The organism is Paraburkholderia franconis (genome assembly GCF_009362735.1).
Taxonomy (GTDB): Bacteria; Pseudomonadota; Gammaproteobacteria; order Burkholderiales; family Burkholderiaceae; genus Paraburkholderia; species Paraburkholderia franconis.
In genome coordinates this window covers 20,537-45,079 of the sequence record NZ_WHNP01000003.1, presented here as the reverse complement: position 1 = coordinate 45,079, position 24,543 = coordinate 20,537, and the positions used below count along the sequence as shown (strand labels likewise).

Below are 24,543 nucleotides of genomic sequence, written 5' to 3'. Positions count from 1 at the left end.
ATTATCTCTTCCATGAAATATCCGATCATCCTTTTCACCGAATCACTACTTTGAGGAACGGGATCGTGAACAACGTGAAGAATGCGAAGGTGGCTATCGTGACGGGCGCATCGCGCGGCATCGGCGCGGCCCTCGCGCGGCGACTCGCCAGCGACGGATTTGCCGTCGTCGTCAACTACGCGGCGAGTTCGAAGGAAGCGGACGCGCTCGTCGCGGAACTGAAGGCGCAAGGCGCGGCCGCGATCGCGGTGAAAGCGGACGTGTCGAACGCCGACGACGTGCGCGGCATGTTCGAAGCGACCGAGCAGCAGTTGGGCAAGGTCGACGTGCTCGTCAACAACGCGGGCATCATGAAGACGCTGCCGCTCGCCGACACCAGCGATGCGCTCTACACGCAGACCTTCGACATCAACGTGCGCGGCACTTTCAATACGCTGCGTGAAGCGGCGGCGCGGATGAACAACGGCGGGCGCATCGTCAACTTTTCGAGCACGACGCTCGCGCTGAACATGCCGGGCTACGCGATCTACAACGCGACGAAGGCGGCCGTCGAAGCGTTCACGCATGTCTTTGCCAAAGAACTGCGCGGCCGCGATATCACCGTGAATGCGGTCGCGCCGGGGCCCGTCGCGACGGCGCTGTTCCTCGAAGGCAAGACGGAAGAGCAAATCCAGAACTTTGCGAAGATGCCGCCGCTGCAACGCCTGGGACAGCCGGAGGATATCGCGTCCGTGGTCTCGTTTCTGGCAGGGCCGGATAGCGCGTGGGTCAATGGGCAGATTCTGCGGGCGAATGGGGGGGTGGCTTGAGGCGGTGGCTGGACTTCGGTTGATCCTGCCCTTGTCCTTGCTCTTGCAACTGTCGCGACGGGCACGCGCATGAAAAAACACCCCGCTCGAAGGCGGGGTGTTTTCCTGTTCGTTCGATGCGCGATGTTTCGCTGCGCCGGACTGTTTTTGCGCAGAGCGCGTCTAGAACGGAATATCGTCATCCATCTCGTCGAAGCCGCCGCCAGCCGGCGCGCTCGGACGGCTCTGACCGCCACCGCCACCACTGCCGCCACCCGACACACGGCCGCCACCGCCGCCGCCCGACATGCGGCCACCGCCACCGCCGCGCTCCATCGACTCGCCACGGCTATAGCCGCCGTCGTCGCCACCGCCGCCGCCCGAACCGCTGCGGCCGCCGAGCATCTGCATCTGATCAGCGACGATTTCCGTCGAGTAACGGTCGGTGCCGTCCTGCGCCTGATACTTGCGCGTGCGGATACGGCCTTCGATATACACCGACGAGCCCTTCTTCAGGTACTCCGACACGATCTCCGCGAGACGCCCGAAGAACGACACGCGATGCCACTCAGTCATTTCCTTGAATTCGCCCGATTGCTTGTCCTTGTAGCGATCGGTCGTGGCAAGGCGGATGTTCGCCACTGCGTCACCGCTCGGAAGGTAACGGACTTCCGGATCGGCGCCGAGATTGCCGACGAGAATGACCTTGTTCACGGATGCCATGAGTTTCTCCTGTTGATTTCGTTTCCGGCGACGCGGCACCGATGGCCTTCTACGCCATGGCCGCCTGAGTCAATGACCGGAAAGCGCGCCCCCGCGCCCCGTTTGACCGCCGCCTTTAAATTCGTGCCGTAAAAGATTTATGCTTTGCGCGGCGGCTGCTTCATGCTCGCGGCGATTATAAGCCAGCAAGCTACGAGCCCCGAGCATGCAAAAAACACGACGCTTTGTCCATCCACTTTCAGCAGCCAGCCGCCGATCACGCCGCCCATTGCGAGGCCGATCGACTGCGTGGTGTTGTAGACGCCCGCCGCTGCGCCCTTGCGGTTGCCCGGCGCCAGTTTCGACACCAGCGAAGGCTGCGATGCTTCGAGAATATTGAAGCCGAGAAAGTAGATAAACAGGATCGCCGCCACCGACATAATGGTATGCGCTGCGACGCCGAGAAGTAACTGGCCGATCAGGATAAGACCAATCGCACCCAGCAGGACCGCCTTCATCTTGCCGCGCTTTTCGGCGGCGATGATCGCAGGGACCATCATCACGAACGCCAGCCCCATCACGGGCAGGTAAATCTTCCAGTGCGACGCGACGGGAAGACCGCCCGCTTCGAGAATGCGCGGCACGACGAGGAAGAGCGCCGTTTGCGTCGCGTGCAGCACGAGCACGCCGAAATTGAGGCGCAACAGTTCCCGGTTGTGCAGCACTTCGTGGAATGGCGCGGGCACGTGGACGGGCTTCGGCGCATCGGGCACGACCCACAGCACGACGCCGATCGCGAGGATCGAGAACACGCCGACGAGCGCGAACAGGCCGCTCATGCCGACCCAATGGAACACGATCGGCGCGCCGACGATCGCGACCGCGAACGACACGCCGATCGATCCGCCCACCATCGCCATCGCCTTGGTGCGATGCTCTTCGGCCGTCAGGTCCGCGATGAACGCGATCACCGCTGACGACACCGCGCCCATCCCCTGAATCACCCGCCCGACGATGATCCAAGTCATGTCGTGCGCGAACGCGGCGACGAAGCTGCCGAGCGCGAAGATCAGCAGGCCCGTCGCGATGACGGGCTTGCGGCCGACCTTGTCGGAAATCCAGCCGTAGAAGATGTAGAGCAGCGATTGCGTGACGCCATACGCCCCGAGCGCAATGCCGACAAGCAGTACGTTCTCGCCGCCCGGAATCGTCTTCGCGTAGATCGAGAAGACAGGCATGATCATGAAGAGACCCAGCATGCGCAGCGCGAAGATCGCAGCAAGCGACACGGTCGCGCGCAGTTCATGCGCGCTCATGCGTGAAGAGGTGGCGGACGGATTGGACATCGGGAGCGATATTCGAATGAACGGACGGCGAACCGCGTGGGCCCGCATGCGCAGCTTCTGACGCGTGCAGCGCTCGCGCCGGCCACCTGTTGCCTTGCAGACGACGGAAAACGCCTCACATACAAGCAGTTCACCGCGACGCTGGACCGCAAAAAACGACGGTTTCGTATCTGTCAGCACGCCGTTTGCGGGCTGTCAGGAAGCCGTAACGGCGGTCTGGAAAAGTCGTTATAGTAGCAGGTTTAGCCTTCTCCTCTTCCCGCCGGTTCATGGAACAAATCCGTATCCGTGGGGCTCGGACCCACAACCTGAAGAACGTCAATCTCGACTTGCCGCGTCACAAGCTGGTCGTGATTACCGGCCTGTCCGGCTCGGGCAAATCGTCGCTGGCCTTCGACACGCTCTACGCCGAAGGCCAGCGCCGTTATGTGGAGAGCCTGTCCGCGTACGCCCGCCAATTCCTGCAACTGATGGAAAAGCCCGACGTCGATCTGATCGAGGGCCTGTCGCCTGCCATTTCGATCGAGCAGAAAGCGACGTCGCACAACCCGCGCTCGACGGTCGGCACCGTCACAGAAATCCACGACTACCTGCGGCTTCTTTACGCACGTGTCGGCACGCCTTACTGCCCGGACCACGAAATTCCGCTCGAGGCGCAAAGCGTCTCGCAGATGGTGGACGCCGCGCTCGCGCTGCCCGAAGACACGAAACTGATGATCCTCGCGCCCGTCGTCGCGAATCGCAAGGGCGAGCACACCGAGCTGTTCGAAGACATGCAGGCGCAGGGCTTCATCCGCTTTCGCGTGCGCTCGGGCGGCGGCACCGCGAACGAGGGCGCCGCGAAGATCTACGAAGTCGACTCGCTGCCGCAACTCAAGAAGAACGACAAGCACACGATCGACGTGGTCGTCGACCGTCTGAAGGTGCGCCCCGACGCGAAGCAGCGTCTCGCCGAATCCTTCGAAACGGCGCTGCGACTCGCCGACGGCCGCGCGATCGCGCTCGAAATGGACACGGACAAGGAGCATCTTTTCAGCTCGAAGTTCGCGTGCCCGATCTGCTCGTACTCGCTGCAGGAACTTGAGCCGCGCCTCTTCTCGTTCAACAACCCGATGGGCGCGTGCCCGGAATGCGACGGCCTCGGCCAGATCACCTTCTTCGATCCGAAGCGGGTGGTCGCGCATCCGTCGCTGTCGCTGGCGGCGGGTGCCGTGAAGGGCTGGGACCGGCGCAACCAGTTCTACTTCCAGATGCTGCAAAGCCTCGCGGCGTTCTACGAATTCGACATCGATACCGCGTTCGAAGACCTGCCGGAAAAGGTGCGCCAGATTCTGCTGTACGGCTCCGGCAAGCAGACCGTGCCGTTCTCGTACATCAACGAGCGCGGGCGCACTTCGGTGCGCGAGCACGTGTTCGAAGGGATCATTCCGAATCTGGAGCGGCGTTATCGCGAGACGGATTCCGTCGCGGTGCGCGAAGAGCTCGCGAAGTATCAGAACAACCAGGCGTGCCCGTCGTGCGAGGGCACGCGTCTGCGGCGCGAAGCGCGTTTCGTGCGCATCGGCGCGGACGGCGATGCGCGCGCGATCTACGAAGTGAGCGGCTGGCCGCTGCGCGACTCGCTCGGCTATTTCCAGACGCTGCGGCTCGAAGGCGCAAAGCGCGAAATCGCCGACAAGGTCATCAAGGAAATCGTCGCGCGCCTGATGTTCCTGAACAACGTCGGGCTCGATTATCTGTCGCTGGAGCGCAGCGCCGAAACGCTGTCGGGCGGCGAGGCGCAGCGCATCCGGCTCGCATCGCAGATCGGCTCGGGGCTGACGGGCGTGATGTACGTACTCGACGAGCCGTCGATCGGCCTGCATCAGCGCGACAACGACCGCCTCATTTCGACGCTCAAGCATCTGCGCGATCTCGGCAACTCGGTAATCGTCGTCGAGCACGACGAGGACATGATCCGGATGGCCGACTATGTCGTCGACATGGGACCGGGCGCGGGCGAGCATGGCGGCATGGTGATCGCGGAAGGCACGCCCGTCGACGTGCAGGCGGACCCGGCTTCGATGACGGGCCAGTATCTCGCGGGCACGCGCCGCATCGAATTCCCCGATGACCGCAAGCAGCCTGACGAGCGCCATCTGCGCATCGTCGAGGCTTACGGCAACAACCTGAAGCGCGTGACGCTCGATCTGCCCGTCGGTCTCCTGACGTGCGTGACGGGCGTGTCGGGCTCGGGCAAGTCGACGCTCATCAACGACACGCTCTATCACGCCGTCGCGCAACACCTGTACGGCTCGTCGACGGAGCCGTCGCCGTTCGAGGCGATCGAAGGCCTCGAGCATTTCGACAAGGTCATCAACGTCGACCAGTCGCCGATCGGCCGCACGCCGCGCTCGAATCCCGCGACGTACACGGGCGTCTTCACGCCGATCCGCGAACTGTTCGCGGGCGTGCCTGCCGCGAAGGAACGCGGCTACGATCCGGGCCGCTTTTCGTTCAACGTAAAGGGCGGACGCTGCGAGTCATGTCAGGGCGACGGCGTGCTGAAGGTCGAGATGCATTTCCTGCCCGACGTGTACGTGCCGTGCGACGTGTGTCACGGCAAGCGCTACAACCGCGAGACGCTCGACATCCAGTACAAGGGCAAGAACATCAGCGAAGTGCTGGAGATGACCGTCGAGCACGCGCACGAATTCTTCCGCGCGGTGCCCGTCGTCGCGCGCAAGCTGAAGACGCTGCTCGACGTCGGCCTCGGCTATATCCGCCTCGGCCAGTCGGCGACCACGCTGTCGGGCGGAGAGGCGCAGCGCGTCAAGCTCTCGCTGGAACTGAGCAAGCGCGATACGGGTCGCACACTTTACATCCTCGACGAACCTACCACGGGCCTCCATTTCCACGATATCGCGCTGCTGCTCGAAGTGATCCATCGGTTGCGTGATCAAGGAAATACGGTTGTCATCATCGAGCATAATCTCGATGTGATAAAAACAGCCGACTGGGTGATCGATCTCGGTCCTGAAGGCGGCGCGGGCGGCGGTCAGATCATCGCGCAGGGCACGCCGGAGCAGATCGCGAAGTCGAAGGCAAGTTTTACCGGCCGGTATCTCGCGCCGCTGTTGCTGCGCGGCGCCGTAAACGGCGTATCGGCATCGGAAGCACAGGCCGGATCGGTTGAACGGGCGGACGCGGAATCAGGCGAACAGTCCGACGATGAAACCGGCGAAGCCGAGGCAATCGGGAACAACACCGCTGCAGAATCCGCAAAAACAGCCGTAAAACCGGCGAGGGCAAAGAAGGCCGTCGCCGCCGACGCACCGAAACGGGCTTCGAAATCGACGGCGAAGCCAGCGGCAGGAACGGCGAAAGCGACAGCAAAAGCCGGCAAGCCGAGCGTAAAAACCTGAGGTTGGAGACGATAGAAAGCCATGGCCAAGCGTAATCCGGCCCGCGACGACGGGCAGGTGCAGGATCTGCGCCCTCGCCCGGTCAGGCTGACCAGCGACATGAGCCTGCCGAAACTGTCGGCGGTCGAAATCGGCAGCTATGTCGTGGCGCTGCTCGCGATGTGGGCGGTGCTCGAACTGAGGCTGCTGGGCGCGCTGCTCGCCGGCATGCTCGTGTTTCAGCTCGTCCATATGCTCGCGCCGCGCATCGAAAAACACATGTCGAGCTACCGCGCGCGCTGGTTCGCCGTGGTGATCCTGTCCGCTGTGATCGTCGGCGTGCTGACGGGCTTCACCGTCGCCATCATCGAGCACTTCGAGAGCGACGTGCCGAGCGTCCAGAAGCTGCTCGACCAGGCGATGTCGCTGATCGACCAGGCGCGTGGCCGCCTGCCGCAGTTCATCGCGCAGAACCTGCCCGTTTCCACCGAGCAGATGAAGGAAAAGGCCGCCGTGCTGATGCAGACGCATGCGAGCACGCTCTCTCAAGGCGGCAAGAACGCGGCGCGCATCTTCACGCATGTGCTGATCGGCATGATCATCGGCGCGATCGTCGCGGTCGGCGCGCAGAAGCACATTCACCGGCTGCCGCTGTCGACGGCGTTCATCACGCGCGTCAGCCGTTTCGCCGATGCGTTCCGCCGCATCGTGTTCGCGCAGATGAAGATCTCCGCGATCAACACGGTGTTCACGGGCATATTCCTGCTGTTGCTGCTGCCGCTCTTCCATGCGCCGCTGCCGATGGCGAAGACGCTCGTCATCATCACGTTCATCGTCGGCCTGCTGCCCGTGATCGGCAATCTGATCTCGAACACGCTGATCGTCGCAGTCGCGCTGTCGGTGAGCTTTCCGGCGGCTGTGACGGCGCTCGTGTTCCTGATCCTGATTCACAAGCTCGAATACTTCCTCAACGCGCGCATCATCGGCGGACAGATCGAGGCGCGCGCATGGGAACTGCTCATCGCGATGCTCGTGATGGAGGCGGCGTTCGGCATCCCCGGCGTGATCGCCGCGCCGATCTTCTATGCGTACATCAAGCGCGAACTGATCTATCTGCGGCTCGTGTAGCGCAACAGGTGCATCAAATGAAAAAGGGCGACCGCGAGGCCGCCCTTTTTCATGTGCGCATCGATGTCCGCAACGTGCCGCGATCAGAAGTCCATGCGCGCGTTGAGCGACAGCGTGCGCGGATCGCCCGGCGAGATATAGTCCGCGTACTGGTATTCCCAGTACCGCTTGTTCGTGATGTTGTCGATCGCGGCACGGAACGTCACGCCATAGCCGCCGATACGCGTCGCATATGACGCACCGACATTGAACAGCGTATAGCCGCCCGCTTTCAGATCGCCGGCCGGACGCACGGTCGTGTTGCCCGTGAACTTCGCGTCGGCGCCGAGTCTGAGCCCAGGCACGTAGGGCACGTTGTACGTGACATGGCCAGCCGCGACGAAACCGGGCGCACCCGCGACGCGGTTGCCGTCGAATGACGAGCCGCGCTCGTACTTCGTATGCAGCCACATCAGGTCGCCGCCGACCGTCCAGTTCGCGCCGAGCCGCACATCGGCGCCCGCTTCGACGCCTTCGAAGATCGACTCGCCATCCTGAACATAGACGTTCGCGCTGTTCGCGTACTCCGCGCCGCGCTCGATGCGGAACAGCGCCGAGCTCGCGCTCCAGCGCGCATGCTCGCTCTTGATGCCGATTTCGTACTGCTTGCTGCGCAGCGGCTTGAGCATCTGGCCGGCATTCGCATAGGTGAAGTCGACGATCGAGCCGGGTTCAAGCGATTCGACATAGCTCGTGTAGAGCGTGGTCGTCGGAGCGAGCTTGAACATCAGCGCGACGGTCGGCGTGAGCACGCCGCTCTGGCTGTAGTGCGAACTCGTCGCGCCCGTCAGCGTGTAGCCGTTCTGCTCGTAGTTCGTATAACGGACGCCGCCGAGCACCGACCAGCGTTCGGTCAACTGGATCGTATCGCTGGCGAAGAGCGCCTTTTGCATGATGTCGCCAGCGCGATAGGTCGACAGTCCTTCGGGGCTGTAGAACAGGTTCGTGTTCGGCGAATAGAGATTGCCCGTGCCGATCTGCTCGTAGACGCTGTTCGCTTCGTACTCGTTCACCTGCTTCTGCCATGCCGCGCCGAACACCAGTTGATGCTCGAACGGCCCCGTCTTCACGTTGCCTTCGACCATCGCCTGCCAGAGGCTCAACCGATGTCCTTCCTTGCCGGCGAAGCGGAATTCCGTATAGTCGCCGGCCGGGTTCTCGAGGAAGAACGTGCTTTCGTTGCGATCGCGAAAACTCTTGCTGAAGCTGTATGTCAGATGCGCGGTCCAGTCGGGGCTCAGATTGTAGTGAACGCCCGCTGTGTAAAGCTGGAGATTCGTGTTCAGGTGCTGCGACGGATTGCCGAGGTTGTCGGTCGAGCCGCTGAGTGTCGTCGGTAGCGACGTGCCGACGTATTGCGCCGTCGAGATCGAGCCGCCCTGCCCTGTCGCGTGCTGGTCCTGATACAGCGCGCCGAACGTCGCGCTCAGGTCGCGCGTGATGCGGGCGTCGAGCGCGAGCGAAAACGCGTTGCGACGAAGCGTGCCGTCGTTGTACGTCTGCCCTTCTTCGTGCGTCGCGTTGAAGCGATAGCCGAACATGCCGTTCGGGCCGACGCGGCCTCCGAGGTCCGCGTGCTCCGCCCATACGCCCTCCGTCAAATAACCAACGTCGACGCAGCGAATGGGCGTGACCGAAAGCGGCGGCTTCTTCGTCACGTAGTTGACGACGCCGCCGGGCGCGCCAAAGCCGTACATGAAACCGGACAGTCCCTTGAGCAGTTCGACGCTCTCCAGCTGTGCATACGGCATCGTGATGCCGTAGCTGTTGAACGGCAAACCGTCGATCTTGAAGCCGTTCTGCCAGTCGAGCTGCATGCCGCGCACGCTCAAATACGTGGCCCATGCGCTATACGGATTGCCGTTATCGGAGACGGACGCGTCGCGCGCGAATACGTCGCCGAGCTTTTGCGGCTGCATGTCCCGCAGCTCCTCGCTCGTCACGACCGTCGTCGAGAACGGCGTGTCGAGTTGCGTGCGCATGCCGAGCGCGCCGCTGCCGACGTCGGCGTTCAGATGCTGCGGCGAGTCCTGCGCAGCCGTCACCTTGACGGCGGGCAATGACTTCTCGGCGGCTGCGTCGTTCGCTGCGCCCGCGGATGCCGCGGCAGCACCCGACGCATTGACCGGCGCGTCCGTCTGCGCATTGGCGTTTCGGCTCGCAGCAAACGCCAGCATCACGGCGATATGCACGACGCCGATCATCGGCCCTTTTGTCTTTCCGCGTTGTTTCTTACTCACTCCTTGGTCAGCAGCGTTTTTCATTGTTATTCCCAACAGTCAGTCCACTCATTTTAACAAATAAGAATCATTCTTATTTACAAAAAAAAACGAATGATGCCAACTACCACCGGATTTCTATAAGTGTTTAGGCGCGACATTTTGTCGCATGTGCGTACAGCTGAAGCCGAGAATTTAACGGTTGCCCGCAAAGTTATCCCTGATAGAGGGAATACGCGCCGCTAGCGCTTACGACACTCTTGCGACATCGTCGCCTGCCTCATAAGATGCGAATAATTCGTATTTGCAGAGACGCCACGCCGTCATGTCTGTCACTTTTTTGCCGTCGACGGCCGTCGCTTTCGACGGAAACGGCGCATGAGATCCGCGCTCGTTCGACTGCATCGCTGGTTCGGCATCGGGACAGCGCTGTTTCTGTTCGTCGCGGGACTGACGGGCGCGCTGATCGCGTGGGATCACGAAATCGACGCGGCGCTCAATCCGTCGTTCTTCGACGCGCGCAGCGACGCCGCGCCGTTGCCGTCGCTGGAACTCGCGCGCCGCGTCGAGTCGGGCGACCCTCGGCTGCAAGTGACCTATCTGCCGCTCGCAGCCGAAAAAGGACATACGCTGCAAATGATGGTGATGCCGCGCATCGATCCGAAAACGAACCAGCCGTATGCGCTCGACTTCAACCAGATCGCCGTCGATCCCGCCACCGGCGAAATTCAGGGTCAGCGCGATTGGGGCGCGTTGTCGGTCGCGCGGATCAATCTGCTGCCGTTCATCTACAAGCTGCACTACACGCTGTTTCTGTCGTTCACACATGGCATCGACATCGGCACGTGGCTGATGGGCATCGTCGGCATCGTGTGGATTTTCGATAGCGTGATCGCGCTCGTGCTCGCGTTTCCCAGCGCGAAGGCGTGGAAGAAGTCGTTTGCGTTTCGCTTGCGGCGGGGCGGCTACGCACTCACGTTCGATCTGCACCGCTCTGGCGGCGTATGGATATGGGGGCTGCTGCTGATCGTCGCGGTGACGTCGGTGTCGATGAATCTGTCGACGCCCGTCGTGCAGCCGATCGTCAAGCTGTTCTCGACACTCACGCCGACGCCCTTCACCGATCCGTCGATGCTGCCCAACGCAAAACCCAACGACGAGCCGCTGCCGCGCGAGCACATTCTGAAGGCGGCGCAACAGGCGCGCATCGAAAAGCATATCGATGCGCCGCCAGGCGCGATCTATTACGTGCCGGCGTTCCATGTGTACGGCGTCGGCTATTTCCGAGCCGGCGACGACCACGGCGACGGCGGCCTCGGCAATGCATGGACGTACTGGAATGCGCAGACAGGCCAGCCGCTCGGCGCGCAGATTCCCGGCCAGGGCACGGCGGGCGATCTCTTCATGCAGGCGCAATTCCCGCTGCATTCGGGGCGCATCCTCGGTATCGGCGGACGCGTTCTGGTCAGCTTCGTCGGCGTGATGGTGGCCGTGCTGAGCGCAACGGGTCTGTTGATCTGGCTAAAGAAGATGAACGCGCGCCGCCACCCGACGAACACGCGCGACGCAAAGTCACGCGCCGTTCGTACGCAAACCGAAAGCGCGACGCAATAAAAAACCGGCGCGGTCGATCACGATCCGCGCCGGTCTTAGCGAAAAGAAAAACGATTCAGCGGAACACAACCGTCTTGCTGCCGTTCAGCACGATACGGTGCTCGACGTGCCACTTCACCGCGCGCGCGAGCGTCACGCATTCGACGTCGCGGCCGATGCCCGTCAGCTGATCCGGCGTCATGCTGTGATCGACGCGCTCCACTTCCTGCTCGATGATCGGGCCTTCGTCGAGATCCGTCGTCACGTAGTGCGCCGTTGCGCCGATCAGCTTCACGCCGCGATCGAACGCCTGATAGTACGGCTTCGCGCCCTTGAAGCTCGGCAGGAACGAATGATGGATGTTGATCGCGCGCCCCGCCAGCCGCTCGCACAATTCCGGCGACAGAATCTGCATGTAGCGCGCGAGCACGACCAGGTCCGCCTTGCATTCGTCGATCACTTCGAGCACGCGCGCTTCCTGCTGTGCCTTCGCATCCTTCGACGTCAGCGGGAAGTGATGAAACGGAATGTCGTAGCTCGCGGCAAGCTGATAGAACTCCTTGTGGTTCGAGATGATCGCGGGAATCTCGATGTTCAGTTGCCCCGTGCGATAGCGGAACAGCAGATCGTTCAGACAGTGGCCGATCTTCGACACCATGATCACGACGCGCGGCTTCACGTTCGCGTCGTGCAATTCCCAGCGCATGCCGAACTGTGCCGCGAGCGTCGCGAATGATTCGCGCAGCGCGTCGAGACCGGGATCGCCGCCCACCTGCTGAAAATGGACGCGCATGAAAAATTCGCCGGTGTGACTGTCGCCGAATTGCGCGGAGTCGAGGATGTTGCTGCCGCGCTCGAATAGAAAACCCGACACGGCGTGAACGATGCCGGGCCGATCGGCGCACGACAGTTTGAGAATAAAGCTGTGTTCGGTCGACATGACCTCGGTGACTCCCTTCTTCAGTGCGTGTTTCGTAGAGTGTGATGCGGTGCTTCGGGTGCGCGTGCGCGTTCGTCCGTCAGTGTCAATCGAAGACGGGCGGCTCGAACAGCGCGTCGATGCCGGCGCAGGCGTCTTCGTCGATCCAGCGGCGGCGCAGCAGGCAATCGAGCGTCGCGAGGCTCGCATCGACCGTCATCGCGCCTTCTTCGATCGACTGCGCGACATCTTCGATGCGCGCCAGCCGATGCTCGCCCACTTCGCCATCCTGATTGCGTGGCGCGAAGTCTGCCGGCAATGCGAGGTCGTAGATGAAGATCTGCTCGGCCTGCGTGCCTTCGGGCAGCGATTGCAGCACATGTGCCGTGCGTCCCGCGACCGCGCGCGCGGCGATCTCTTGGGGAATGCCCGCTTCTTCCCAGCACTCCTTGACGATCGTTTCAGAGAGACTAAAGCCCCAACCGACGCCGCCCGCGACGACGTTGTCGAGCATGCCAGGATCGGTGGCCTTCGTGTCGCTACGGCGCGCGATCCACAACTGCGGCGCGCGGTCTTCGTATTCTACGACGCCGTTCAGATGCACCGCGTACGTCATCGTGCCGAAAAAGCGTGACGCCGCGCGCTCGATATACGCGAGCGGCGGCGCATCGAACGCATTGCGGATCGCGTAGGTTTCGTCGCGCCAGCCGGGAATGCAGCCGTCGGCGGCGAGCGCGCCGATCACTGAACCCAGCGCGGCGCTACGCAGCTCGACCGTGTTGAATTGCGGCGCAAGCGTAACGCTCTTCGCATCGATGTCGAACACATCGGGCCAGCGCGCGAGCAGCGGCACGTCGGTCGCACGAACCCAGCCGACGCGTTCCCCGCCGATCACGAACGGAAGATGCCGCGCAGGATCGAAGCGGCGCGCGGCGGCGATGCAAGGCAAAGACATGAAAGCTCCAGACAGCGTGACAACGTGTAGACGATCCAGCCGACGACTCAAACGGCAAACAACGAATCGATCGAATCAGTCGCGCAGCGCGACACGGATACCGATCGCGATGAACGTCGCGCCCGCGAGCCGGTCGAGCCACACGCCCGCGCGCGGACGACGCCTCAGCCATCCGCCGATCACACCCGCGCACACGCCGAACAGCGAAAACACGACGACCGTTTGCAGCATGAACAGCGCACCCAGTTCGAGCATCTGCAACGTAACGCTCTGCGCGCCGTGCGGATCGACGAATTGCGGCAGGAACACGACGAAGAACAGCGTCACCTTCGGGTTCATCATGTTGCCGATCACGCTCTGCCGGAAGATCGACGAGAGCGGCTGCGGCGGGCGCTCGTGCGCCGTCGCAAGACCGTTGCTGCGCAATGCCTTGATGCCGATCCATACGAGATACGCCGCGCCCGCGAGCTTGATCGTCTGAAAGGCGACAGGCGACGAGCGCAGCACGGCGGCGACGCCGAGCGCCGCGAGCGTCGTGTGAAACGAAATGCCCGCGGCGAAACCGAGCGCGGCGACGAAGCCCGCCGCGCGTCCTTGCGAAATGCCGCGCGCGAGCACTTGCAGATTGTCGGGACCAGGCGCGAAAGTGATCGCTATCGACGTCGCGAGAAAGAGCAGGAAATTCGGCATTGCTCAGAAACTCCGTTGGAAAGAATCAGTGACCGCCGAATCCCGTCACGGTGAACAGCGGCAGCCCTGCATCGCGCAGCAGCTTCGAGCCGCCGAGGTCGGGCAGATCGATGATCGCCGCGCCTTCGACCACCGTCGCGCCAAGACGCTCGAGCAGCTTCTTGCCCGCCATCATCGTGCCGCCCGTCGCGATCAGATCGTCGACGATCACGATGCGGTCGCCAGGCTTGCACGCGTCCTCATGAATCTCGACGGTCGCCGTGCCGTATTCGAGCGCATACGATTCGGACACCGTCCTGTACGGCAGCTTGCCGATCTTGCGGATCGGAATGAAGCCGAGGTTCAGCTCGTACGCGAGAATCGGCCCGATGATGAAGCCGCGCGCGTCGAGCCCCGCGATGTAGTCAAGCTTCTGGTCGATATAGCGCTGCACGAACATGTCGATCAGCACGCGCAGCGTTTTCGGGTTTTGCAGCAACGGCGTGATGTCGCGAAACTGCACGCCGGCTTGCGGCCAGTCGGGCACCGTGCGGATCTGGCTGTTGATGTATTCGACCGGATCGAATGGCTTGTTCGCAGGCGCGTTGGACATGATGACTCCAGACGGGTCGTCGAAGACCCCGATGTTTCCAGTGAGTTGCTTGAATACGGCGCGCGTTCGTCGAGCGCCGCCGCGTGATCGATGTCGATGGATGGCAGCAAACGTCAGGCCGCCGCCGCGCCCGCGCGCCGATGCTTCGACAGACGCTCCTCCGCTTCCGCCAGCGCTTCGGGCAGGCCGCGCAGCACGACGATGTCGCTTGCGCGAAGTTTAGTCGATGGATCGGGCTCGACGCCGCGAATGCCGTGTCGCCGGATCGCCGTCACTTCGACGCCGAGATCGAAGAGACCGAGTTCTTCGAGCGTGCGCCCGACGGCATCGGCCTTCTCGTCGATGGGGACCGATTGTAGCCGCACCTGCTCATGGCCGTCGTCGTCATCCACGTCGTCTGCGCCGTGGAAATAGCCGCGCAGCAGGCTATAGCGTTCGTCGCGCAACTCCTCGACGCGCCGCACGACGCGCCGCATCGGCACGCCCATCACGACGAGCGTGTGCGACGCAAGCATCAGACTGCCTTCGACGATTTCCGGGATCACTTCCGTCGCGCCCGCGGCGAGCAGCTTTTCGAGGTCGCTGTCGTCGACGGTGCGCACGATGACGGGCAGCGTCGGCTCGAGTTCGTGGATGTTGTGCAGCACGCGCAGCGCCGACGGCGTATTCGCGTACGTGATCGCGACGGTCGCCGCGCGATGGATACCCGCCGCGAGCAGCGACTCGCGCCGTCCCGCATCGCCGAACACGACCGATTCGCCCGCCGCCGCAGCCGCCGACACGCGATCGGGATCGAGGTCGAGCGCGACATACGACAGCCCTTCGTGCTCCAGCATCCGCGCGAGGTTCTGTCCGGCGCGGCCGTAGCCGCAGATGATCACATGGCCGGTTTGCTTCAGGCTTTGTGTCGCGATGCGCGTCATCTGCAACGACTGCATCATCCATTCGGTCGACGACAGCCGCAGCACGATGCGATCCGCGTTCTGGATCAGGAACGGCGCGGCGAGCATCGACAGCAGCATCGCGGCGAGAATCGCCTGCAGGAACGTCGCGTCGACGAGGTGCTTATCGAGGATCAGATTGAGCAGCACGAAGCCGAACTCGCCCGCCTGCGCGAGCCCGATGCCCGTGCGCATCGCCACGCCAGGCGTCGCGCCGAACAGCCGCGCGAGCCCGGTGATCATCACGGCTTTCAGCAGCAGCGGACCGATCAGAAACGCGAGCACGACGAGCGGATGTGTCCAGATCACGCGCGGATTCAGCAGCATACCCGTGGTCACGAAGAAGAGACCGAGCAGCACGTCGCGAAACGGTTTGATGTCCTCTTCCACCTGATGCCGGTACGGCGTCTCGGCGATCAGCATGCCCGCGATGAACGCGCCCAACGCGAGCGACAGGCCGAACCTGTCGGTGATGAACGCCGCGCCCAGCGTGACGAGCAGCAGGTTCAGGATGAACAGTTCCTGCGAACGGCGGCGCGCGACGACGTTGAACCAGCGCGTCATGAATTTCTGCCCGACGATCAGCAGCAGCGACAGAGCGATCACGATCTTGATCGACGCGATGCCGAGCGCTTTCATCAGATCGTCGGAATTGCCGCCCAGCGCCGAGATGATGATCAGAAGCGGCACGACGGCGAGATCCTGGAACAGCAGCACGCCGAAGATATTGCGGCCATGCTCGGTCTCGATCTCGAGCCGCTCCGCGAGCATCTTGCTGACGATGGCCGTCGACGACATCGCGAGCGCGCCGCCTAGCGCGATGCTGCCCTGCCACGAGATATGCACCCAGCGCTCCAGCGCGAAACCGACCGATACAGCGACGGCCACCGTGCCGAGCACCTGCAGCAGGCCGAGGCCGAACACGAGCCGGCGCATCGAGCGCAGTTTCGCGAGCGAAAACTCCAGCCCGATCGAGAACATCAGGAACACGACGCCGAATTCGGCGAGATTCTGCGCGCCGACGGAATCGGGCACGATGCCGAACGCGTGCGGCCCAACGACGATCCCCACCGTCAGATAACCCAGCATCGGCGGCAAGTTCAGATAGCGGAACACGACGACGCCCACCACTGATGCCAGCAGCAGGAACAGCGTCATTTCGAGCGGGGAAATCATCGGCAAAAGCGCATCGGAGAGAGCGTCCTGGGTCGTCAGCGAAGCCACGCGCAAACGCCCGCGCAGCAAGGTCGAAGGGCCGGTGAGGGCAATGTCCGGAACGGTCAGTCCCGGCGCGGCGAACATACGCCTTTGCTATACTCCCCGGATGATAGCGAAAATCAATGGCGATCGGGCACTTGCGCTCGCTCGTGACGTGCTCGACATCGAAGCGGACGCCGTGCGCTCCCTTCGCGATCATCTCGACGACTCCTTCGTCGAAGCGATCGATTTCATACTCGGCTGCCGTGGACGCGTGGTCGTCTCAGGCATTGGCAAATCCGGTCATATCGCGCGCAAGCTGGCGGCGACGCTCGCCAGCACGGGCACGCCCGCGTTCTTCGTGCACCCCGCCGAAGCGAGCCACGGCGATCTCGGCATGGTCACGGCAGAAGACGTCTTCATCGGTCTGTCGAATTCCGGCGAATCCGAAGAACTGGTCTCAATCCTGCCGCTGATCAAGCGCCTCGGCGCGAAATTGATCGCGATGACGGGTCGCCCCACTTCGAGTCTCGCCAGGCTCGCCGACGTCCATCTATATTGCGGCGTCGAAAAAGAAGCGTGTCCTCTCAATCTCGCGCCGACGGCGAGCACGACGGCAGCGCTCGCGCTCGGCGACGCGCTCGCGGTGGCCGTGCTCGAAGCGCGTGGCTTCGGAGAAGACGATTTCGCGCGCTCGCATCCGGGCGGCGCGCTCGGCCGGCGCCTGCTCACGTATGTGCGCGACGTGATGCGCACGGGCGACCAGGTGCCGATGGTCCTGTCCGGATCGACCGTGCGCGACGCGCTGTTCCAGTTGACGGCGAAGCGCATGGGCATGACGGCCATCGTCGACGAAAACGAGCGGGTCAAGGGCATCTTCACCGACGGCGACCTGCGCCGCGTACTCGAACGCGACGGCGATTTCCGCGCGCTGCCGATCGAATCCGTCATGACACGTGGCCCGCGTACGATCGGTCCCGACCGGCTCGCCGTCGAAGCCGTGGAACTGATGGAGCGTCATCGCATCAATCAGATGCTGGTCGTCGATGAAACGGGCAGCCTCATCGGCGCGCTCAACATGCACGACCTGTTCTCGAAGAAGGTGATCTGATGGCTTCTTCCGCCCTGACCGCGGCCGAACGCGCGAGCCGCGTGAAGCTGATGATTTTCGACGTCGACGGCGTGCTCACCGACGGCGGCCTGCTGTTCACGGCCGAAGGCGACACGATGAAGGCGTTCAATTCGATGGACGGCCACGGCGCAAAACTGCTGCGCGAAGCCGGCATCGACACGGCGATCATCACGGGGCGCAAGTCGGGCATCGTCGCGGCGCGCGCGCGGGAACTGCGCATCACGCATCTCTATCAGGGCGTCGAGCATAAGCTCGAAGCGTTCGCGCAGCTGCTGGACGAAACGGGCCGGACGCCCGAAGAATGCGGCTATATGGGCGACGACTGGGTCGATCTGGCCGTAATGCTGAAAGTCGGCTTTGCGGCCGCGCCGGCCAACTCGCATCCCGAAGTGATCGCCCGTGCGCACTGGGTCAGCGAAGCGCGCGGCGGCCACGGCGCCGTGCGCGAAGTATGCGATGCGCTGCTGCGCGCGCAAGGCCGCTATGACGCGCTGCTCGCGGCGGCGTGCAGCGGCGAGATGCCGCGGGGCCTCGTCGGATGAACCGGTTTCGCTGGACTTCGCTGATACCGCTCGTCGCGATGGCGGCGCTCGCAGGGATCACATATTGGCTGCTGCAAGCGACGCTGCCGCGTCAGAACGAAGGCGCGGTCAAGCCGAAGCAGCACACGCCCGATTATTTCGCCGACAGCTTCTCGGTGTCCGAGCTCGATCAGTCGGGCGCGACGCAATACCGTCTCACCGCAGCGAAGCTCGTTCACTACGAGGACACCGAAGTGAGCGACTTGACGAAGCCCGCGATCCGCGCGTTTCAACCCGGCAAGCCCGTCGTCACCGCGACGGGAGATCGCGGCACGGTGAACGCGGACGCGTCGATCGTCGATCTGTACGACAACGCGCGCATCCTGCGCGACGCGGGCTACGGCGATCCGCAAATGCAGGCCGATTCCTCGCATTTCCGCGTGCTCGTCAACGACGATGTGATCGAGACAGAAAAGCCGGTTAAACTGCAGCGCGGCCAGTCGATCATGACGGCCAGCGGCATGAAATACAACAATGTCACCCGGGTCATGCAGCTATTCGGCAACGTGCGCGGCGCCATCGCCCCCGTCGACTCCGGCGGCTCCCAGAAGCAACCCGGGTAATCCAATTCCAGGCGTGACTGCATGAACGAATCGTTCCCCCGTTTTGAGTCCGGCCGCATGCGCGCGCTGTGCGCGAGCCGCGCCGGACTTGCGGCACTGTTGCTCGCATTACCGCTCGCCGGTTTTGCGCCGCTCGCGCACGCCGAGCGTGCCGACAAGGACAAGCCGCTCAATATCGAAGCGGACAACATGACGTACGACGACCTCAAGCAGGTCAACGTTTTCACCGGCCACGTCGTCGCGACAAAAGGCACGATCGTCATCAAGGCGGACCGCGTCGAAGTCTCGCAGGACCCGCAGGGCTATCAGTATGCAACGGGCACGTCGACGGGCAAGAACCTCGCGTATTTCCGCCAGAAGCGCGACGGCGTCAACGAATATATCGACGGCGATGCCGAACGCATCGACTACGACGGCAAGCAGGACCTCACCACGCTGACGACGCGTGCAACGGTGCGCCGTCTGCAAGGCCTCACGACGGTGATGGACGAAGTGCATGGCAGCGTCATCACGTATGACGGCCAGAACGATTTCTACACGGCGAAGGCCGGCAAGGACGTCGCGGGTCCGGGTAATCCGAATGGCCGCGTGCGCGCGATGCTGTCGCCGCGCAATGGCGGCGCGCAACCGATCAGCGGGCCGTCCGCGACGCTGCAACCGACCAACCAATTCCAAGGACAAGGAACGACGAAGCCGTGAGCGCCCCTGCCCTTCCCAACCGAAAGCCCGCCGGCACCAGCAGTTCGCTCGTCGTACGCAATCTTAAGAAGCGCTATGGTTCGCGCACGGTCGTCAAGGACGTGTCGCTCGACGTGAAAAGCGGTGAAGTGGTCGGCCTGCTCGGCCCGAACGGCGCGGGCAAGACCACGTCGTTCTATATGATCGTCGGTCTCGTGCCGCTCGATGCCGGCGAGATCGACCTCGACGGCAAGTCGATCAGCCTTCTGCCGATTCACAAGCGCGCGTCGCTCGGACTGTCGTATCTGCCGCAGGAAGCTTCCGTTTTCCGCAAGCTCTCCGTCGAGGAAAACATTCGCGCCGTGCTCGAACTGCAGATCGGCGAAGACGGCAAACGGCTGTCGAAAGATGCGATCGCGTCGCGCACGGAAGCTTTGCTCGACGAACTGCAGATTGCCCATCTGCGTGAAAATCCTGCGCTGTCGCTGTCGGGCGGCGAGCGCCGCCGTGTCGAAATTGCACGAGCGCTGGCAACGAACCCGAGCTTCATTCTGCTCGACGAGCCGTTCGCGGGCGTCGACCCGATCGCCGTGCTGGAAATCCAGAAGATCGTGAAGTTCCTGAAGCAGCGCAACATCGGCGTGCTCATCACCGATCACAACGTCCGGGAGACGCTCGGGATCTGCGATCACGCATACATCATCAGCGACGGCAGCGTGCTCGCGGCTGGCGCCCCCGGCGACATCATCGAAAACGAGAGCGTGCGCCGCGTCTATCTGGGCGAGCACTTCCGCATGTAAAGCGCGCCCGCGCCGGGCGGCGGCCGCGTTCGGCTCGCCCTTCTTCGCCCAACCCTGCAGCCGTTTCAGGAACAGGTCCAGTAATTTTGACGCCGGACTGGCTTGTTTCCGCCGTCCGCGCCAAAATCTCATGCACACGCGTTTTTGCGGGTGTCGCAATGTATCGCGGTCGTGGCAAACTCTCTACAATGATTCACAACTTGCCATGAAAGCCAGCCTCCAACTCCGCCTGTCGCAGCATCTTGCGCTGACACCTCAACTGCAGCAGTCCATCCGGCTGCTTCAGCTGTCTACGCTTGAGCTGCAACAGGAAGTCTCGATGGCGATCGCTCAGAATCCGCTGCTCGAAGCGGAGGACGACTGGATCGCGAGTCCGTTGCGCGTCGCCGCCGACGGAACCGTGATCGCGCAGGCGCCGCAGGGGGCTGCGCCGGAGCAAATGTCGAACACGCCGCCGTCCGCTTCGTCGACGTCGACCAGCGAGAGCGCCGATGGCGGCGAACCGCAGAGCGTCGACGAGTACAACGGCCTGGGCGCGGATGCGAACGCCGATTCGAGCCAGTGGAACCTCGACGACTACGGCCGTTCGGGCAACGCATCGGACGACGACGATCTGCCGCCGCTGCAAATCCACGAATCGACTACGACGCTGCGCGACCACTTGACTGCGCAATTGCGCGTGACGCAGGCAAGTCCGCGAGACCGCGCGCTCGTCACGTTCCTGATCGAATCGCTCGACGACGACGGCTATCTGACGGCCACGTTCGACGAAATTCTCACGGACCTTCCCGAAGAGCTCGAAGTCGATACCGACGAACTGAACGCTGCACTGGCGTTGCTGCACAGCTTCGATCCGGCGGGTGTCGGCGCGCGTTCGGCGTCCGAGTGCCTGCGTCTGCAATTGTGCCGGCTCGAACCATCGCCGACGCGCACGCTTGCGCTCGACATCGTCGCGCATCATCTGGAACTGCTCGCCGCACGCGATTTCACGCGACTGCGCAAATATCTGAAGGCCAGCGACGACGACCTGCGCGAAGCCCACGCGCTGATCCGCTCGCTAGAACCTTTCCCGGGCGCCGCGTACGGCAAGGCAGAAGCAGACTACGTCGTGCCCGACATCATGGTGCGCAAAACGGCACAGGGATGGCTGGCCGAACTGAACCCTGAAGTCGTGCCGAAACTACGTATCAACCATCTGTACGCGAATATCCTGCGCAACAATCGCGGCGATCCGGGCAGCGGTTCGCTGCGGCAACAACTACAGGAAGCGCGTTGGCTGATCAAAAATATTCAGCAGCGTTTCGAGACGATTCTGCGTGTCGCCCAGGCGATTGTCGAACGTCAAAAGAACTTTTTTGCCCACGGCGAAATTGCCATGCGCCCCTTGGTTTTGCGGGAAATAGCTGATACGCTGGGTTTACACGAGTCGACGGTTTCGCGTGTGACAACCGGCAAGTACATGCTCACCCCGTTCGGGACGCTTGAATTTAAGTACTTCTTCGGATCGCACGTGTCCACCGATACGGGGGGCGCGGCCTCTTCCACGGCCATTCGCGCACTCATCAAGCAACTGATAGGAGCAGAAGACACCAAATCTCCTCTTTCAGACAGCCGCATTGCCGAACTGCTGGCAGAACAGGGTTTCGTGGTCGCGCGCCGTACAGTTGCGAAGTATCGCGAAGCACTGAAAATCCCAGCAGTCAATCTGCGCAAGTCTCTGTAGCCCGCTGCCTCCTGTGGCGGGTATTTTCCGGCCGCGCCGCTGTATGGCGGAGCAGGCTGGCCGATGCGACCTGCCAGTAGCCTGTCAACGGGGGACGGCGTGGCAGTCGCGAGAATCGACCGGCGCTCGCGCGATTCATGCGGACCAAGCGGCCACTAGCTTGGAGAAGCACTATGAATCTGAAGATCAGTGGACACCATCTCGAAGTAACGCCAGCGTTGCGAGAATACGTGATCACCAAACTAGACAGGGTGCTAAGACATTTCGATCAGGTGATCGATGGCAATGTGGTCCTCTCGGTCGACAACCACAAGGAAAAGGAAAAGAGACAAAAGGTTGAAATCAACCTGCATCTGAAAGGCAAGGACATTTTCGTCGAAAGCTGCGATGGCGACCTTTACGCCGCGATCGACCTGATGATCGACAAGCTGGATCGGCAAGTCATTCGTCACAAGGATCGCCTGCAGGGCCATCAGCACGATGCGATCAAGTATCAGCCGGTGGCGGCGCAACCTGAAGTGCCACCGCAATAGGCAGATCCGAAAGTTGCTTTACCGCCCCGCGAGACCGCCCGACATCGGGCGGTTTTTCGTTGAGAAGCCCTTTGCAGTCGATTGCCAGTGCGCAACGTTGCATGCGAACGTTCGCCCCCGCACACGCGATACGGGACGACTCGTCTTTTCACTCATGGCGCGGCGCACCATATGTTGCAACCCTGTTCTATAATGAATCGGTTGCCTTTCGGGGTTTTGTCCAGCCCGAGTCCTGCACAAAGGGATCGTTTGCGGATCTCAGGGGCGGGGCTCACTGCGCATCGTTGTGTCCGCTATGAGCAGTTGCCACGCATGGAACGCTTTTCAAACGCCACAGCGAGGAGAATCCAGGCGACCTTTGCGCCTGCCAACATGAATCGTTTAGCCAAATATCTTCCCCTCGAAAACGTCGTCGTCGGTCTTTCGGTTACCAGCAAGAAGCGCGTATTCGAGCAAGCGGGCCTGATCTTCGAAAATCAGAACGGCATCGCCCGCAGCACAGTGACGGACAATCTGTTCGCGCGCGAGCGTCTCGGTTCGACGGGACTCGGCGAAGGCGTCGCGATCCCGCACGGCCGCATCAAGGGCCTCAAGCAGCCACTCGCAGCGTTTGTACGCCTGTCCGAACCGATCCCATTCGAATCGCCCGACGGCCAGCCCGTTTCGCTGCTGATCTTCCTGCTGGTCCCCGAACAGGCGACGCAGCAACACCTTGAGATCCTGTCGGAGATCGCCCAACTGCTGTCTGACCGCGAAGCACGCGAACGGCTGCACACGGAACAGGACCGGGAGGCATTGCATCGCCTGCTCACTCAGTGGCAACCTTGACATATCGGCGTCGCGCGGCGTCCGTGAGAAGAGCATGAGGCCGCCTCCGGGGCACGCGGCGATCGTCCGGTGAACAGGGCGTCGCGGCGAGCCGAACACATCCCGTGCGAAGCGTGGCAGAACGCGCAACGAGCAGGCAAACAGGCGGGGCAACGGCCAGAGCGCACCGAAGCGGCACTACGGCAGCACCAGGGCGGCACCACAGCGGCACATATGAAGTCAGGGAGTCAGGGATTCATGGATACGTCCAGCATCAACGCCCAAAGCATTTTCGACGACAACGCCGCCGCGCTGAAGCTCAGCTGGCTGACGGGGCATGAGGGCTGGGAGCGAGGCTTCTCGGCGGAAACGGTTGCGACCGCAACGTCCAGTGCCGACCTCGTCGGCCACCTCAACCTGATTCACCCGAACCGGATCCAGGTGCTCGGCGACGCCGAAACCAATTACTACCAGCGTCAATCCGACGAAGACCGTTCGCGCCATATGGCCGAGCTGATCGCGCTCGAACCGCCGTTCCTCGTGGTCGCGGGCGGCGTCGCAGCGCCGCCGGAACTGGTCCTGCGCTGCACGCGTTCGTCGACGCCGCTCTTCACGACGCCGATGTCGCCGGCTGCCGTGATCGACAGCCTGCGCCTCTACATGTCGCGCATTCTCGCACCGCGTGCAACGTTGCACGGCGTGTTCCTCGACATCCTCGGCATGGGCGTGCTGCTCACGGGCGACTCCGGCCTCGGCAAGAGCGAGCTCGGCCTCGAATTGATCAGCCGCGGCCACGGTCTCGTCGCCGATGATGCCGTCGACTTCGTGCGCCTCGGCCCGGATTTCGTCGAAGGACGCTGCCCGCCCCTGCTTCAAAATCTTCTTGAAGTACGCGGTCTTGGCCTGCTCGACATCAAGACGATCTTCGGCGAAACGGCCGTACGCCGGAAGATGAAGCTGAAATTGATCGTGCAGCTGGTGCGCCGACCGGATGGCGAATTCCAGCGTCTGCCGCTCGAGAGCCAGACCGTCGACGTGCTCGGCCTGCCCATCAGCAAGGTCACGATCCAGGTGGCGGCCGGCCGAAACCTCGCAGTGCTGGTCGAGGCGGCCGTGCGCAACACGATCCTGCAACTGCGCGGCATCGATACTCTGCGTGACTTCATGGACCGCCAGCGTCTCGCGATGCAGGACCCCGACAGCCAGTTTCCCGGCAAGCTGATCTGACGCGATG

The 24,543-nt window shown here is 62.8% G+C and carries 21 protein-coding genes; 13 read left to right on the top strand and 8 right to left on the bottom strand.

The genetic code is table 11. The annotated features are described in order from the left end of the window. Nucleotides 1-65 precede the first annotated feature (65 nt). Nucleotides 66-809 (top strand): SDR family oxidoreductase, encoded by a 744-nt coding sequence (locus tag GCT13_RS03660; protein WP_321574167.1) that lies wholly within the window; start codon nt 66-68, stop codon nt 807-809. 162 nt (nt 810-971) lie between these two features. Here GCT13_RS03660 and GCT13_RS03655 read toward each other — a convergent pair whose 3' ends face one another. Next, complete coding sequence (locus GCT13_RS03655; protein ID WP_152755407.1) at nt 972-1,511, bottom strand: single-stranded DNA-binding protein; 540 nt, start codon at nt 1,509-1,511, stop codon at nt 972-974. Nucleotides 1,512-1,648: 137 nt separating this feature from the next. Then, nucleotides 1,649-2,836 (bottom strand): MFS transporter, encoded by a 1,188-nt coding sequence (locus tag GCT13_RS03650; protein WP_152755406.1) that lies wholly within the window; start codon nt 2,834-2,836, stop codon nt 1,649-1,651. Nucleotides 2,837-3,105: 269 nt separating this feature from the next. Here GCT13_RS03650 and uvrA point away from each other — a divergent pair, with 269 nt between their 5' ends. Together uvrA and GCT13_RS03640 are read left to right on the top strand one after the other, a co-directional pair. Further along, the gene (uvrA, locus tag GCT13_RS03645; protein WP_152755405.1) at nt 3,106-6,240 is read left to right on the top strand and encodes an excinuclease ABC subunit UvrA; all 3,135 of its coding nucleotides are present in this window, start codon (nt 3,106-3,108) and stop codon (nt 6,238-6,240) included. 21 nt (nt 6,241-6,261) lie between these two features. Then, nucleotides 6,262-7,347, top strand: coding sequence for an AI-2E family transporter (locus GCT13_RS03640; RefSeq protein ID WP_152755404.1), 1,086 nt, complete (start codon nt 6,262-6,264; stop codon nt 7,345-7,347). A gap of 83 nt (nt 7,348-7,430) precedes the next feature. On the opposite strand, the gene GCT13_RS03635 is transcribed toward GCT13_RS03640, so the two are convergent. Beyond that, a complete protein-coding gene (locus GCT13_RS03635) occupies nt 7,431-9,563 on the bottom strand; it encodes a TonB-dependent siderophore receptor (protein ID WP_407670744.1) in 2,133 nt (710 codons plus the stop codon). Between the two features lie 420 nt (nt 9,564-9,983). Here GCT13_RS03635 and GCT13_RS03630 point away from each other — a divergent pair, with 420 nt between their 5' ends. Beyond that, nucleotides 9,984-11,219, top strand: a complete 1,236-nt coding sequence (locus GCT13_RS03630; protein ID WP_152755403.1) for a PepSY-associated TM helix domain-containing protein — start codon at nt 9,984-9,986, stop codon at nt 11,217-11,219. 55 nt (nt 11,220-11,274) lie between these two features. Here GCT13_RS03630 and purU read toward each other — a convergent pair whose 3' ends face one another. The 5 genes from purU to GCT13_RS03605 all read right to left on the bottom strand — a co-directional run bounded on the left by purU (nt 11,275) and on the right by GCT13_RS03605 (nt 16,471). Continuing rightward, on the bottom strand, nt 11,275-12,138 hold the full coding sequence (purU, locus tag GCT13_RS03625) for a formyltetrahydrofolate deformylase (RefSeq protein WP_152755402.1): 864 nt from the start codon (nt 12,136-12,138) through the stop codon (nt 11,275-11,277). 85 nt (nt 12,139-12,223) lie between these two features. After that, nucleotides 12,224-13,072, bottom strand: coding sequence for an NUDIX hydrolase (locus GCT13_RS03620; RefSeq protein WP_152755401.1), 849 nt, complete (start codon nt 13,070-13,072; stop codon nt 12,224-12,226). A gap of 75 nt (nt 13,073-13,147) precedes the next feature. Next, nucleotides 13,148-13,762: a LysE family translocator gene (locus tag GCT13_RS03615; protein ID WP_152755400.1), complete on the bottom strand. Its 615-nt coding sequence runs from the start codon at nt 13,760-13,762 to the stop codon at nt 13,148-13,150. A 25-nt stretch (nt 13,763-13,787) separates the two neighbouring features. Next, complete coding sequence (locus GCT13_RS03610; protein ID WP_152755399.1) at nt 13,788-14,354, bottom strand: adenine phosphoribosyltransferase; 567 nt, start codon at nt 14,352-14,354, stop codon at nt 13,788-13,790. Between the two features lie 113 nt (nt 14,355-14,467). Continuing rightward, complete coding sequence (locus GCT13_RS03605) at nt 14,468-16,471, bottom strand: monovalent cation:proton antiporter family protein (protein WP_152755635.1); 2,004 nt, start codon at nt 16,469-16,471, stop codon at nt 14,468-14,470. A 148-nt stretch (nt 16,472-16,619) separates the two neighbouring features. Between GCT13_RS03605 and kdsD the strand changes: the two genes are divergently transcribed. The 9 genes from kdsD to hprK all read left to right on the top strand — a co-directional run bounded on the left by kdsD (nt 16,620) and on the right by hprK (nt 24,536). Continuing rightward, nucleotides 16,620-17,603 (top strand): arabinose 5-phosphate isomerase KdsD, encoded by a 984-nt coding sequence (gene kdsD / locus GCT13_RS03600; protein ID WP_152755398.1) that lies wholly within the window; start codon nt 16,620-16,622, stop codon nt 17,601-17,603. Next, complete coding sequence (locus tag GCT13_RS03595) at nt 17,603-18,166, top strand: KdsC family phosphatase (RefSeq protein ID WP_152755397.1); 564 nt, start codon at nt 17,603-17,605, stop codon at nt 18,164-18,166. Before kdsD ends, GCT13_RS03595 begins: the two co-directional genes overlap by 1 nt. Beyond that, nucleotides 18,163-18,768: an LPS export ABC transporter periplasmic protein LptC gene (lptC, locus tag GCT13_RS03590; protein WP_152755396.1), complete on the top strand. Its 606-nt coding sequence runs from the start codon at nt 18,163-18,165 to the stop codon at nt 18,766-18,768. The genes GCT13_RS03595 and lptC overlap by 4 nt, the downstream gene beginning before the upstream one ends. 21 nt (nt 18,769-18,789) lie before the next feature. Further along, nucleotides 18,790-19,467: a lipopolysaccharide transport periplasmic protein LptA gene (gene lptA / locus GCT13_RS03585; RefSeq protein WP_152755395.1), complete on the top strand. Its 678-nt coding sequence runs from the start codon at nt 18,790-18,792 to the stop codon at nt 19,465-19,467. After that, the gene (lptB, locus tag GCT13_RS03580; RefSeq protein ID WP_060599301.1) at nt 19,464-20,246 is read left to right on the top strand and encodes an LPS export ABC transporter ATP-binding protein; all 783 of its coding nucleotides are present in this window, start codon (nt 19,464-19,466) and stop codon (nt 20,244-20,246) included. The genes lptA and lptB overlap by 4 nt, the downstream gene beginning before the upstream one ends. 205 nt (nt 20,247-20,451) lie before the next feature. Next, the gene (locus GCT13_RS03575; RefSeq protein ID WP_152755394.1) at nt 20,452-21,969 is read left to right on the top strand and encodes an RNA polymerase factor sigma-54; all 1,518 of its coding nucleotides are present in this window, start codon (nt 20,452-20,454) and stop codon (nt 21,967-21,969) included. Nucleotides 21,970-22,142: 173 nt separating this feature from the next. Beyond that, nucleotides 22,143-22,502, top strand: coding sequence for a ribosome hibernation-promoting factor, HPF/YfiA family (gene hpf / locus GCT13_RS03570; RefSeq protein ID WP_090863397.1), 360 nt, complete (start codon nt 22,143-22,145; stop codon nt 22,500-22,502). A gap of 312 nt (nt 22,503-22,814) precedes the next feature. After that, nucleotides 22,815-23,330, top strand: a complete 516-nt coding sequence (gene ptsN / locus GCT13_RS03565) for a PTS IIA-like nitrogen regulatory protein PtsN (RefSeq protein ID WP_087734138.1) — start codon at nt 22,815-22,817, stop codon at nt 23,328-23,330. Nucleotides 23,331-23,567: 237 nt separating this feature from the next. After that, on the top strand, nt 23,568-24,536 hold the full coding sequence (gene hprK / locus GCT13_RS03560; RefSeq protein ID WP_028365019.1) for an HPr(Ser) kinase/phosphatase: 969 nt from the start codon (nt 23,568-23,570) through the stop codon (nt 24,534-24,536). The last annotated feature ends 7 nt before the right edge of the window (nt 24,537-24,543 follow it).